At 64.2% G+C, this 13234-nt stretch carries 11 protein-coding genes and 1 pseudogene; 8 read left to right on the forward strand and 4 right to left on the reverse strand.

Annotation, left to right across the window (positions count from 1 at the left end; genetic code table 11):
* Positions 1-51: 51 nt before the first annotated feature.
* From AC1DGP_RS19450 to AC1DGP_RS19465, 4 genes and pseudogenes are all read right to left on the reverse strand, one after another.
* Entirely contained in the window at positions 52-1011 is a 960-nt protein-coding gene (locus tag AC1DGP_RS19450; protein WP_441506790.1) for an alpha/beta fold hydrolase, read from the reverse strand.
* A gap of 17 nt (positions 1012-1028) precedes the next feature.
* Positions 1029-2606: a D-alanyl-D-alanine carboxypeptidase/D-alanyl-D-alanine endopeptidase gene (gene dacB, locus AC1DGP_RS19455; RefSeq protein WP_441506789.1), complete on the reverse strand. Its 1578-nt coding sequence runs from the start codon at positions 2604-2606 to the stop codon at positions 1029-1031.
* Positions 2607-3028: 422 nt separating this feature from the next.
* Positions 3029-3184, reverse strand: a pseudogene (locus tag AC1DGP_RS19460) (transposase); the annotation flags it as partial.
* A gap of 33 nt (positions 3185-3217) precedes the next feature.
* Positions 3218-4192, reverse strand: a complete 975-nt coding sequence (locus AC1DGP_RS19465) for an NAD-dependent epimerase/dehydratase family protein (protein ID WP_441506788.1) — start codon at positions 4190-4192, stop codon at positions 3218-3220.
* 207 nt (positions 4193-4399) lie between these two features.
* Here AC1DGP_RS19465 and AC1DGP_RS19470 point away from each other — a divergent pair, with 207 nt between their 5' ends.
* From AC1DGP_RS19470 to AC1DGP_RS19505, 8 genes are all read left to right on the forward strand, one after another.
* Positions 4400-6520 carry a glycosyltransferase family 2 protein gene (locus AC1DGP_RS19470; RefSeq protein WP_441506787.1) on the forward strand — a complete coding sequence of 707 codons (2121 nt, stop codon included), beginning with the start codon at positions 4400-4402 and terminating at the stop codon, positions 6518-6520.
* Complete coding sequence (locus AC1DGP_RS19475) at positions 6520-8100, forward strand: DUF6212 domain-containing protein (RefSeq protein WP_476832432.1); 1581 nt, start codon at positions 6520-6522, stop codon at positions 8098-8100. Before AC1DGP_RS19470 ends, AC1DGP_RS19475 begins: the two co-directional genes overlap by 1 nt.
* Before the next feature lie 518 nt (positions 8101-8618).
* The gene (locus AC1DGP_RS19480) at positions 8619-9359 is read left to right on the forward strand and encodes a FadR/GntR family transcriptional regulator (RefSeq protein ID WP_441491230.1); all 741 of its coding nucleotides are present in this window, start codon (positions 8619-8621) and stop codon (positions 9357-9359) included.
* Positions 9322-10278, forward strand: coding sequence for an NAD(P)-dependent oxidoreductase (locus AC1DGP_RS19485; RefSeq protein WP_476825602.1), 957 nt, complete (start codon positions 9322-9324; stop codon positions 10276-10278). Before AC1DGP_RS19480 ends, AC1DGP_RS19485 begins: the two co-directional genes overlap by 38 nt.
* 14 nt (positions 10279-10292) lie before the next feature.
* Positions 10293-10976 carry an amino acid ABC transporter permease gene (locus tag AC1DGP_RS19490; RefSeq protein WP_441491228.1) on the forward strand — a complete coding sequence of 228 codons (684 nt, stop codon included), beginning with the start codon at positions 10293-10295 and terminating at the stop codon, positions 10974-10976.
* 5 nt (positions 10977-10981) lie between these two features.
* A complete protein-coding gene (locus AC1DGP_RS19495) occupies positions 10982-11650 on the forward strand; it encodes an amino acid ABC transporter permease (protein ID WP_441506784.1) in 669 nt (222 codons plus the stop codon).
* A gap of 17 nt (positions 11651-11667) precedes the next feature.
* Positions 11668-12405 carry an amino acid ABC transporter ATP-binding protein gene (locus AC1DGP_RS19500; RefSeq protein ID WP_441506783.1) on the forward strand — a complete coding sequence of 246 codons (738 nt, stop codon included), beginning with the start codon at positions 11668-11670 and terminating at the stop codon, positions 12403-12405.
* A gap of 51 nt (positions 12406-12456) precedes the next feature.
* Positions 12457-13224 (forward strand): transporter substrate-binding domain-containing protein, encoded by a 768-nt coding sequence (locus AC1DGP_RS19505; protein ID WP_441506807.1) that lies wholly within the window; start codon positions 12457-12459, stop codon positions 13222-13224.
* Positions 13225-13234 lie beyond the last annotated feature (10 nt).

The raw sequence follows: 13234 nt of genomic DNA on the forward strand, positions 1-13234 counted from the left end.
ATGTCGGGCGGAGCCGATGAGGCCGGGCGGGCAAGGCACGGATCGGGCTCTTCAGGGCCCGATCCGTGCATTGCCCGCCCGCGCGGCCTCCACGACCTCGCGGATCGCATCGATCACGAGTTGCGGAGAATAGGCATAGATGTTGTGGCCGCTATTCGTGTTCGCGACGAGCCTGGCGTTGAGTGACGTTGCGAGCAAGGTCTGCGATGCCCTCCAGTCCGCGAAGGAGACGCCGCCGACCGGGTCGCGCTCCGGTGGGGAGGATGGCGGTTGCCATGGCTTGTCGCCGGCAAGCACGACGGCCGTCAGTTCCCGCAGTCGAGGGGCAGCCTCGATCTTGGCGAAGGCATCGAGGAGCATGATCGCTTCGGGAGCCGCCGGCGCGGACTGCCTGTTGAGCGCGTCCCATTTCGCCACATGCTTCGGGCTTGCCACCTCGCGCATCAGGGGTGTCGCAGCGTCGACCATGACGAGCCCGCTCACCTCATCGGGCCAAGTCCGTGCAAAAAGCGTGGCGATCAGACCTCCGTAGGAATGGGGCACGAGCACGTAAGGGCGCGGTTCGCCCGCTGCCGTCAGCAGCCGATGGAGATCGTCAGCCGCCTGGTCGGCCGGATGCGGCTGGGCGACTGGCGTGGACTGATCCGGTCCGTCGAGCCTCACCCCTGGCCGGTCATAGGCGCAGACGCGGGTGAAGCGGGACACCATCGGAAAGACCGCCGACCCGCCCCTGCGAAGATTGCCCTTCCCCCAGGCCACGGCGTCATAATCGGCCTGGTGGGCCGGGTCGGCGGGATCGAGTGTCTCGCTCCAGTCGGCAGCGCCATTCCCCCTGCCCGAGATCAGCACGACCGTCGGCGATCCGGCGCCAGTGCATTCGAGATAGATCTTGCGGCCAGCGCCGATCGCAACCGAGCCGGAGAAATCTTCGGCAACCGACGCGTCGGCCGCGATGAGGATGAGCGCCGCGGCCAGAGAAAGGCACGAGCGGGATCGTGCTGCAGTGGGCATGACGATCTCCGGTCACTTCAATAGCCCTGCTGGATCGCGACGACGACGGCCGCCACATCGGCCCGGGCGGCGGAATAGTCCTGCAGCGATGGGAAGGGGATGTTGTTGACCATCAGGCTATAGACAAGCCGGCGCCCGCTCCTGGCGTCGATATATCCGGTCTGGGTGGTGGCAAGCGCGACAAGTTGCCCGGCAGCACTTCCGGCGACCATGTCGCCATCCTTGATCCGGACATGCGCGGCCGCCGGCGACCCCGCGCCGTTCAGTGCCTGCGAGCCGTCGACCCCGAGCACGGCCATGCCATCATGAAAAGCGCTGCCCCAGGGCGTGGTCGTGATGTCCCTGAGGAAGGTCGCGAGATCCGACGGCGTCGTCCGGCTGTTATGGCTGCTTCCGGCACCGTCGAAGACATAGGTTCCGGTTGACGACACGCCATGCCGGGCGAGCAGCTTCAGCACCTCGGCCAGCCCATCGCCGCAATCGGGACTTCCGGCCTTCACCGCGGCAAGACAGACCATGAGGTCGGCGCCGCGGTTGTAGCTCACCTTCAGGATCACCTTGACGAACTCGGACAGCGGCGGCGAGACATATTCCGCCACCCGGTTGGCTTCGCGATAGCCGCCCGCGTCGGGCAGCGGCCTGGCGGGGCCGAGCGCAGGCGCGGCGACCTTGACCCCCGCCCGCATGAGCGCCTCGATGAAGACCGTGCGCGCGAAAGCGGCAGGATCGGCGATCTGGGACACCGTCAGGATCGGTGGTCCGTCCGAAGCGATCTTTCCGCTGACCCGAACCACCCCGGCGCCCCGTGTCGTCACCTCAAGCGGCCCGGCCGTGCCGGCAACCGTGGTGACGTCGTTCTCGACGGTGATGGCAGCGCTCTTGGGACGCCAGTCGAGCTTAGGTTTCTCGCCGGGCTTCGTCGGCGTCACCATGATGTCGATGACGTTCTCGTTGACCCAGATCGGAGCGATCGGCCCGGACGAGAACCCCCGATAGGTCTCGAAGAGACGATCGTCGATCATCACATCGCCGGTGATTTCGCGGATACCCGCAGCCTTGACCTGCGCGGCCAGGGCATCGAGCGCCGCGAGCGGATCGCTGTTCCCGACATAGGCGCCGCCCGGGAAGCCGGTAGAGGTGGTGTTGTGGTCGACCTCCGGCAGGCTGTTGAAGCCAAGCTTGTCGTTGGGCTGCTCGCGGAGCCCGAAACTGAAATCACCGGACGCGACGAGGACGAGATCTCCGTCGAGCACGTCGCCCTTGAGGTTGCCGAGCCTGTAGACCGGTGTCCGGAAACGGTAGTCGGCGCCATAGCGGTCAAGGGCGGTCGCAACGCTGTAGGTCTTCATGACCGAGGCTGGCAGCAGCGACTTATTCCCAGCCTGATCGATCAACGTCTTGCCGGTAGCGAGATCGGCGAGGTGGATGCCCCAGCTCATATGGGCAAAGATCGGCTTGGCTCGGAGGCGCTCTATGGCCTGGGCAACAGAGGCAGGAACCTCTCCGGACACCCCCGCGGCGGGATCAGCGGTCGCTCCGCCCCCCGCCGACAGCACCGCCAGGAGCGCGATCGCGACATGTCTGATCACGGTCATTGCCTGTCCCTGCCTCGCCAGCCGCGCTGTTGCTTCATCATCCGCTTCGGCACCACTTTCTGGCGGCGCCAGTCGTCCATCCCGCCGTCCCGCCGCATCCGATCGACATGCACCGGAACGACTGCAATCCTAGATCGCCGTGCGTCCGTTCGGACGCAGGAGCGGCGATCTAGCTCTTTGTTTAAGCATCGGATTTTCCGAAAACCGGATTCCACTTTCCGGTCCGATGCTCTAGCGCTTGGGGCAGCTCAGGGTTCGCCGTGGCTACAGCACCGCTTTCGGCGTCTGGATCAGTCGCGCCCATGCCTTCGCATGGGCCGCCGCAATCGCTTCGGCTCTTGAGAACAATGGGCATCTAGGGGGAAATCGCGGTCGATCGCCATGACCTCGCATCCCAATCTGATGACTGTCCGTCTACGACCGCCGGCTGCGCCGGCGAGCCCGTCCGCGATGCAACGCCGGATCGTCGTCTCGAACAACGCGCTCTGTCGGCCGATGAGCAGCGTCCGGATCATCAGCTCCCGATCGATCGAAGGCCGCCCCGTCTCGCTGTAGAACGGACGCAGAAGCGTGCGGAGATTGCCCTGGCGCCCCCGAAATCATGCGTCGGATCACATCAGCGGCGCGTGCTTTTTCGCCGCCAGCCATTCAGCAGTGCTGCGCAGGCCATCAAGCCAGGCGCGTCTGGGTCTCCAAGGCGTTTCCCGGGTGATCAGCGAGATTTCGAGGATGTTGACGGGCACGTCCGCGGCTCGGCCGGCGCGATAGATCCTGGACCGGCCGGCAGTGCCGGTGATGGCCTCGATATCGCTCGCCACCTGATTGATGCTGAGCCCTGCCCCCGATCCAACATTCATGACGCGGTGAGGCCCGTCATAGGTCGCGGCCCAGAGAAAGGCCGAGACGACGTCGTCGATATGAATGAAATCGCGCACGATCTCGCCCGTGCCCCAGATTTCGAGCGGCTTGCCGGCGAGCGCGTGACTGAGCATCGCGGCGACGACGCCTTGGCGCTTCAGAGCCGATTGCAGCGGGCCATAGGCGTTGGCGATGCGCAAGGCGAGATATTCGAGCCCGTAAAGGTGGTGATACAGGGCGAGGTATTTCTCGATCGCAAGCTTGCCGACACCATAGGCCGATATCGGATGGGTCGGCGCGGTTTCCGCGATCGGATGCCTGTCGGCCGGGCCATAGACGGTACCGCCAGACGAGGCGAAGACGACCCTTCTGACGGCGGCATCGTTGCAGATATCCAGGAAGCGCAACGTGCCCAGCACATTCGTCTCGAGATCGGAAACAGGCTTTTGCCCGGGGCTTCCCGGCACCGAACTGCTCAGGAGATGGAACACGATCTCCTGCCCCCGCGCGGCTTCGGTGATGGCCGCTTGATCCTCGAAATATCCGCTGCTCCAATGGACCCGCTCGTCCAGCGCCCGCCGATCGGCCGGCGCGCGCCCGAAGGCCCGGACGACCGCGCCTTGACGGGCCAGAGCGTTGGCCAGGTTGATACCGAGAAATCCGCCGCCACCCATGATCAGGCAACGGGTGCCATCGAGCCTCGGAACATCAACAGTGGCAATTGGCATGTCTACTCGTTGGGTCAGGATAGAAAAAACGTAGTCAATCAAGCAAATCGAAATCGATGTGGTTTTATTTCGAATTTGCGAATGAATTTATCCGATATAAATAAGCAACAATCCCATGCCATGGCGTCATAAAACCTCATTTATCGGGATTATCGAACAGAACAATCTAATCTCCATGACAAATCTCAGGATTAATATGGCATGAATATGGGCAACGTGCCGGGTGAACCATGGCTCTTCCCGCCTGCAGGCGACCGGTTGCACGATCCGTCCAGCGATGGGGCCGATGTCAAAGTCGCCGTCATTGTCCCAGCTTATGGCCAACCCTCGCTGACAGCCGAGGCGCTGAATACGGCGTTGGCACAGGTCACTGATTTCAATTTCGCCATTGTCATTGTGAATGACGGATGTCCTCACCCTGAAACAGACGAGGTCTGCCAGACATTTGCTGCGACCTACCCGGGGCGGATCTTCTATTTGCACAAGCGCAATGGAGGTTTGAGCGCCGCACGCAACACTGGAATTGACTTCGCTCTGGCGGCCTTCCCGGATCTGGAGGCCGTCTACCTGCTCGACTGCGACAACCGCATCGGCCCCCATCTCCTGCAGCGGCTTCTGACCGCCTTGCGCAAGGCCGATGCGAGCATCGGCTGGGCCTATCCGGATGTCGACAAGTTCGGCTTCGCCGAATTCGCCGATACCTCGGGACCCTATTCGCCGCTGGAGCATCTGTTCCGCAATTTCTGCGAGGCAGGCAGCATGGTCTCACGGCGCATGCTCGACGCCCCGATCCGTTTTGACACCGAGATGCGCCAGGGCGTCGAGGATTGGGAATTCTGGCTGCATGGCCTCGAGCGCGGCTTTCGCGGGGTCCACGTGGCCGATGCGGGTTTTGCTTACCGCCGCCGGGGAGAAAGCATGCTGGTGGCGGCAGAACGGGATTTCACCCCGATCCTCCGCTATATCCGCAACCGCCATCCGCTCCTGTTCGGTATTCGCAACGTCCTGGCATTTGAGACCGAGGCTCGGTCGCGTTATGCGATCTATCACCCCGATACAGGGCTGGTTCGGTGCTTCACCGGTGAAAACGACGTCACGACCCTGACGGTCAGTGACTATGTCATCCGTCTGCTGCGCGCCCGGCTGCGCCCTGCTTACGGTCACTGCCCCGGGCAGCTTGTCGTCATGAACAGCTCATTATGCGAAACGCTTGCCGCGCAATCGCTGCTGGCTGGCGTCTTGTGGACGCTCGAGCGCGGGCTTGCCCGATCGACCGTCGTTACGTGCTCAATGCGGGATCGATTGCACGATGATCGTCTTCTGGCCTGGAGCGAGGGGACGATTGTCCAGGAGCAGACGGACAGGTTCCGGCTGACATCTGATCGGACGCATATCCTGGCCGTCGAGGCATCCTTTCTCGTCGAGCACGCATCGCTGCGCGCGCTCGATCTGCATGCCCTGCCCCGACAGCCGGGCAAGCGTCAGCATGCTATCGAACTCGATCTGGCCGTGAGGGAAGCGCCGGCCGATCTCGCGCCAATCGATGAGGCCTTTACGCGGCTGTGCCGGGATATCGCCACTGCCGGAGACGGGGCCAACCCTGCCGATTGGAAGTCGGCGATGCCGAACACGTACCGGCTCCAGGCGGCGCTGCCGCGCGATCTGTACCCGGAACTCTTCAATCTCTCGTCGGCCTTCCCCGGCGGATCGTCCGATGCCAGGCCCCTTGCTGCCCTGGTGCTCGCCTCGGGGCAGCCCGAGAGCGTTGCGACCGCCGAAAGGCTGGCACTGACGCTCATCGAAGCGGGGTGGGAGGTTCATCTCGTGGGGATCGCGAGGGAATTCGCCCTCGCTCCCGGCCGCGCAAAATGCTTTTCGCAGATCATTGCATTGCCCCTGCCGGAGCTGCTGTCCCGCGCATGGACACGGAGCTATCAGGGGACGCCGATGCCCTGCTTCGAGCATCTGGATACCGATGACGCCATTTCCACATTGGCCGGCTATCACCGCGCCGTATCGGTGGATGGCGGGGTTTCACACACATTGATGGGCGCGTTGCGTCGACTGAAGGTGGAGACATGGGCGCTGCTCGGATACGCTGAAGGGGATCAAGCAACGAGCCAGGCCGTGAATGCATGCTCAGCGTTCGAGCAGGCTTACACGCATATTGTCGTGGGCAATGCGGAACTCCTGCGCCTGTGCCGGGCTTTCGGCATGCCAAGCACGAAGATGCGTTATTGGCCCGATCGAAGCACTGATCTGGAAGACTTCGGCATCAAACCGCTGTTCGAACCCGCAACGGCACCGAAATCCAGGCAGGCTGTCTGATGGCCCTTCAAACGACAAAAAACCTGCTGCGGCGCCTCTACTCCGCCGATCCCAAGGTCATCGTGCTGAGCGGCCCGGGAACATCGCCTGCGCGCGCCAGGCCGGCATCGGCTCTTCACTGGTATGGCTGCAAGCTGGTCGCGTGCGACCACTATGTCCTGACCGACTATGGACAGGCGGAAGACGCGTTGCCGTCAGCGCTGTGCAGTCTGGAGATCCCGCCCACGAATGTATGGGCCTTGTGGGCTCCCGATCCGATCGAAGAACGCTCTCTGCGTGCCTTGCAGGCGTGGTGGACCAAGACCGGGGGGTCAGAGACGCCTGTACCCTGCATTGTGGGGAACAGAGCAGAGCTCGATGCAGCCATACTCGAGCGCTCGCTGCGTGAGACAAGCCGATTGCAGCATAGCAACCAGCTACTGATGCGTGACCTGGCGGCCTTGCGGGAGAGCTGGACCCATCACGTTCGCATTCCCCAGGAACTCGAGGAATTGGTCGCCACCCTGCGCATGGGGCGTCCGCAGCTCATCTTCAACAGCCCCCTTCCCCGTTCGGATGTCGACATTCCCGCCTCTCCCGAAGAGCCCGACGTCAGCGACATCGGGCCATGCCTCGCGCAGCGGCTACCCAGCTCCGCGAGGGGATGGCTCGGCATCGATCTGCATATCGCCGATCCCGGGCGGGGCGCCGGGCATCTGTGCGCGCAGATCGAGGCCTCCGATGCGGGGACGCTTCTGGCGCAGTGGCGCGTTCCCTTCGATGTGCTCTGCAGGGGCTGGCTTCCTCTGCGCCTGCCCAGCGCATCGACTTGCACGTCGCGTTCCCTGACACTCAAGCTCTGGGCCCGTGGCGGCGAGGTGGCGCCTCGTCTTTCGACCTGTTCGGCCGGTGTCATGCACGAATACCGGCTTGCCCCGCAAAGCCTGGCGCAGCCGGACGAGCGAGACGCAGCGACCATGCTTGCGATGAAACTATGGGGCGGACTGCCGGGAATCCGGTCTCTTTCATCCGAAGATGATGGCGAATTCCGACATGAAGCAGGAGCGATGATCCCGGTCCCCGACTCCGTCGTCGGCAAGGCGCATCTTACCCGGGAACAATCTGCTGCTTACCCGGTGTTCGGCTATATCGAGCAGGGAAAGGTCCTCCTGCGCCCCCTGAAGACAACGTCATCTGCGGCTGTCATCAGCCTGCCTGCCACGCCGGGCCTGATCGAGATTTCATGCGAGGTCATGATCGACGACAAGCGCTGCCAGACGCGCCGCCTCGGAGCCCGGCTGGTCGTCACTCCGCACGGGATCGGCCCAGACGACGCAGAAAGCGGCCAGAATGTCCTTGCTGCGACCGAATGGACAGAACTGAACGAGCCGCTTGCACCGTCGCGACTGGTTGCACGGCTGCCATTTGCAGAGAACAGACCGGTTGACCTTCATCTGTTCACGCGTTTGCCCGAACCGGGTCCAATCCCACCGCACGGCCGGGTGGTGTTTGGTCGGTTCGAAGCAGAGATTCATGCCGCATCAGCCTGGGGCATGGCCGCCGTGCTGCCTGTCGCAGATGGTCGAACGGCCCGGCTATGAGGCGGCAAAGCTCCTCCGGGCTCCCGGTGCGACACCCCTGCACATCGCTTCGAGACAGCGCGATGGTGCGACACAACCACGTTCCCGAACGCGATCCGGAGGCGCGCAACTCACGCCGTCCGATGCGCGCCGACTGGTGTCAGTCCGCCGCCTGACCCGAACCGACACAGCCGGGCGAAGCGAACGCGGGACCGTGGCCGGCGCGGAGAACCTCCGCGCATGGTCGAGGTCGATCCGGCCGCTGGCCGCCATAGGCGAACGAGGCAGGCCTCACCACAGCGACGGCCCCGCGGCCGGCAGGAAGCTTCCGCAGGGCTGAGCCTTCCACCGAGACGGCAGCCACGATGCGACCATGTCGGCTGGCGTTTCCAACTCGCGTGGTCACCGCCGCCACGGCACGCCCTCCCCCTCGCCTTTCCCGCGATCGCCGTTCCACAGGCGGCTGCAAGGCCCGGTGTTGACGTCCGGCTCTGGTCATCGTATTGGTCTGACCAGAATAAAAAACAAGTGATCTTGGGATGGACGCTCAGGCTGCAGAAGACCCGAAAGGGTTCGAGAAGGTTTTTGCGTTTTTGCGCGAACAGCTTCTCGACGGCACACTCAAGCCCGGCGACAGGTTGATCGCCGAGCGCGAACTCGCCGTGCAACTCGGCGTCAGCCGGCCGATCGTGCGCGAGGCGTTGCGAGCCCTGCATATGCTGGGCATCGTCGAGATCCGCGATCGCATCGGCACGATCGTCAAGCGCCCCGACATCTCGATGCTGAAGGATTTCTTCGCGCTGGCGCTCGCTCAGCAGGCCGACCTGATCGACGATGTCATGGAGGCGCGCATCGCGATCGAATGCCAGGCGATCCGCCTGGCCTGCGAGCGCGCGATGATCGCCGATTTCGAACGCCTGCAGCGCGCGCTCGTCCGCATCGGTGCGACGATCGACGAGGCCGAGGCCGGGAGCCTGGCCGATTACGATTTCCACCGGGCGATTGTGCTGGCCTCGCGCTCGCAGACGCTCGCCGTCCTGCACGATTCGATGTCGACCTTGCTCGCCCGCTCGCATCGCAGCCGGCGCGAGCTGGTGCAGATGTTCGGCTCGATGAAGACCTACCTGATCGACGACCATAAGAGGGTCTTCGACGCCATCGTCGCGCGCGATCCCGATCGCGCCGAAGTCACCTTGCGACGGCATTTTGCCATCGGCGACGAATATCGGCGCCGCGCGGCGCTTGGCGACGGGGACAGCGGCGAACCGGCCACCGGCTAGAGCCTTTCAGAAGAAGAGAAGCGCTATGGGACGAAACGACAAGGGGCACGTCGGCTTCATCGGCCTCGGCACGATGGGGCGGGAGATGGCGCGCAACCTCCTGAAGGCCGGGCACAGCGTCACGGCCTTCGACATCGTCGGCAGCGCCGTCGAAGAACTCGCCTCCGCCGGCGCGGTCGCGGCGACAAGCCCGGCGCAGGCCGCCGCGACCGCGGATATCGCCATCACGATGCTGCCCGACACGCCGCAGGTCGAGGAGGTCGTCTACGGCGCGCAAGGGCTGCTCGCCTCGCCGCCCGCCGGCCGCCTCATCGTCGACATGAGCACGATCTCGCCTGTCGCCGTGCGGCGCATTCATGCCGATCTCAAGGCGACGGGCACCGATTTCATCGATGCGCCGGTGTCGGGCGGGCCGATCGGCGCCAAGAACGCGGCCCTGTCGATCATGGCCGGCGGCGAGGCCGAGGCCTTTGCCCGCGCCGAGCCCTATTTCAGGGCGATGGGCACGACGATCACCCATGTCGGTGCGCCGGGAGCCGGCCAGGCGGTCAAGCTCTGCAATCAGCTGATCTGCGGCATCAATATACAGGCGATCTGCGAGGCGATCGCGCTTGGCCGGGCCTCGGGCGTCGATCTCGAGCAGCTCCGCAATGTCCTGCTCGGCGGCTCGGCCGCGTCCTGGATGCTCGAAAAACTCGGCCCGGCCATGATCTCCGGCGATGTCGGGGCGGGCTTCCGCATCGACCTGATGCTGAAGGACCTCAGGCTGGTCCAGGAGCAGGCCCAGGCCCTTTCGGTGCCCCTGCCCGGAACCGCGCTGGTTACCAGCCAGTACATCGAAGCCCGCGCCCATGGCGAAGGCGCCAATGGCAACCAGGCGCTTTTCCGCGTCTATGACCGCATGACGAACAGAGCCTGAGGCGGGCGGCGGCGATGGGCCTGAACCTCGACTTTTCCGTCGTTCTGGAGCGCTGGCCCCTGTTCTGGGACGGCGCGGTCATGACGCTGAAGCTCGCCGCTCTCGCGATCCTGTTCGGCGGGGTCATCGGCACCTTCTGCGCCGTCGGCCGCAACAGCGGAAACCGCCTGATCGCGCGGGTCTGCACGCTCTATGTCGAGGCGATCCGCAACACGCCGTTGCTCGTCCAGATCTTCCTCGTCTATTTCGGCCTCGCCAGCGTCGGCTTCAAGTTCTCGGCCTTTTCCGTCGCGGCCGCCGCGCTCGCGATCAATGTCGGCGCCTATACCGCGGAAATCATGCGCGCGGGCTTCGAATCCATCCCCGTCGGCCAGATCGAGGCGGCCGAGGGCCTCGCCCTGTCGCGCTTCCAGATCTACTGGCATGTCATCCTGCTGCCGGCCACCGAGAAGGTCTATCCGGCACTGACCAGCCAGTTCGTGCTGCTGATGCTGGCCTCGTCCGTGACCTCGCAGATCTCGGCGGAAGAGCTGACCGCCGTCGCCAACTACATCCAGTCTGACACCTATCGCGCCTTCGAGACCTATATCCTGGTCGCGATCGCCTATGTCGTGCTCTCGCTCGTGCTGAGAGCCGGCTTCTGGGCGCTGGGGCTTGCGCTGTTTCCGCGCCGCCGGCGCCTCGGCACGGCGTTGTGACGGCGATGGGTGGGTCTCTCAACGCCAATCACCTGTTGTTCCTCGGCCATGGCGCACTGTGGACGATCGGCCTGTCCACGATCGCCCTGGTCGGCGGTGGTCTGCTCGGCTTCCTGATCGCGCTCGCGCGGGTGTCGCCGAGCCGCACGATACGCCTGCTCAGCGGCGGCTACGTCCAGCTGATCCAGGGAACACCGCTGCTGGTGATCATGTTCCTGGGCTATTTCGGCCTTTCGGCGCTGGGCTTCTCGATCTCGGCGCTGATGGCGGCCAGCGCCTCGCTGACGATCTATGTCGGCGCCTATTTCGGCGAGATCTGGCGGGGCTGCATCCAGTCCGTGCCGAAGCCGCAATGGGAAGCGGCCGAAGGCCTGGGCTTGAGCCGGACGCAGCGGATGATCAAGGTCATCCTGCCGCAGGCGATGCGGATCGCGACGCCGCCGACGGTCGGCTTCATGGTGCAGATCATCAAGAACACCTCGCTGGCCTCGGTCGTCGGCTTCGTCGAACTCGCCCGCGCCGGCCAGATCATCAACAACTCGCTGTTCGAGCCCTTCCTGATCTACGCGATCATCGCGGTGATCTATTTCGCCCTCTGTTTCCCGATCTCGGCGCTCAGCCGTCGCCTGGAGCGACGCATGGGCAATGGTCGCACGAAACTGATGCCGGCTTGACCAGGCAGGAGACGCAGATGACCCAGGACAGCCCGGTCGTTTCCCTCAGGGATGTTCACAAGAGCTTCGGCAGCCTGAAGGTGCTGGACGGCGTCGATTTCTCGGTGGCGCGCGGCGATGTGCTCGTCCTGATCGGCCGTTCCGGTTCCGGCAAGAGCACCGCACTGCGCTGCATCGACCGCTTCGAGACGATCGACAGTGGCGAGATCCATGTCTGCGGCCACCGTGTCGATGCCCCCGACATCGATCTGCGCGCGCTGCGCCAGGATGTCGGCATCGTCTTCCAGAGCTACAATCTCTTCCCCCATCTGACGATCGAGCAGAACATCACGCTGGCGCCGGTCTCGGTGAAGCGGATGGCCAAGGCCGAGGCCCGCGAACGCGCCCAGGCGGTGCTGGCGCAGGTCGGCCTGGCGGAAAAGCTCCACGCCTATCCCGAACAGCTTTCCGGCGGCCAGCAGCAGCGCGCGGCGATCGCGCGCTCGCTCGCCATGCAACCGAAGGTGATGCTGTTCGACGAAGTGACCTCGGCGCTCGACCCCGAACTGACCGGGGAAGTGCTGAAGGTCATCGAAGCGCTCGCTGCGGACGGCATGACCATGGTGATGGTCACGCACGAGATGGGATTTGCCAGGGGCATCGCCGACAAGGTGGTGTTCATGCATGCCGGCAAGGTTCACGAGACGGGAACAGCCTCGATCCTTGCCGCCCCGGCGACACCGGAACTCGCCCAGTTCGTCGGAACGGGCTTTTAAAAAATCCAAGGCAAGGGAGATCCAGGGATGAAACGCAATGCAATCGCCACCATGCTGCTCGCGGCTGGGCTGGCAACGCTGTCCGGGCACGGCGCACGCGCCGATGTGTTCGACGACATCATGAAGGCGAAGAAGATCCGCATCGCGACGGATCTGGCGATCCCGCCGTCGGGCATGATGGACGGCACGATGAAGCCGACGGGCTCGGATGTCGAAACCGCCGAGCTTCTCGCCAAGGACTGGGGCCTGCAGCTCGAATTCGTGCAGACGACCGGCGCGACGCGCATTCCCAATGTGCAGACCAACAAGGCCGACATCATCATCTCGACGCTGTCGGTGACGCCCGAACGCGCCAAGGTGATCGACTTCTCCAAGCCCTATGCCGCCCTGCAATCGGTGGTCGGCTGCCTGAAGTCCGATCAGGTCAAGAGCTGGGACGATCTCAAGGGCAAGACGATCGGCGTCTCGCGCGGCACCACGCAGGACACCACGCTCACCAACATGAAGGAACGCGACCTCAAGCTCGCGCGCTATGACGACGATGCGACCATGGTCACGGCAGCGATCTCCGGGCAGGCCGACTGCATCGCGACCTCGGCGACGATCGTCAGCCAGATCGGCGTCAAGGCGCCGGCCCGCGCCTTCGAGCCGAAGGTCTCGATCACCAATTTCGATCTCGCCATCGGCGTGAAGAAGGGTGAGCCGAAGCTGCTCGAAAAGCTCGATGCCTGGGTTCAGGAGAACCTCAAGAACGGCAAGCTCAACGCCATCTACAAGAAGTTCCACGGCACCGAACTGCCCGAAAACATGCGGGGCTGACGTCAGACAG

The sequence above is a fragment of the Allobosea sp. 05T433 genome, assembly GCF_056396065.1.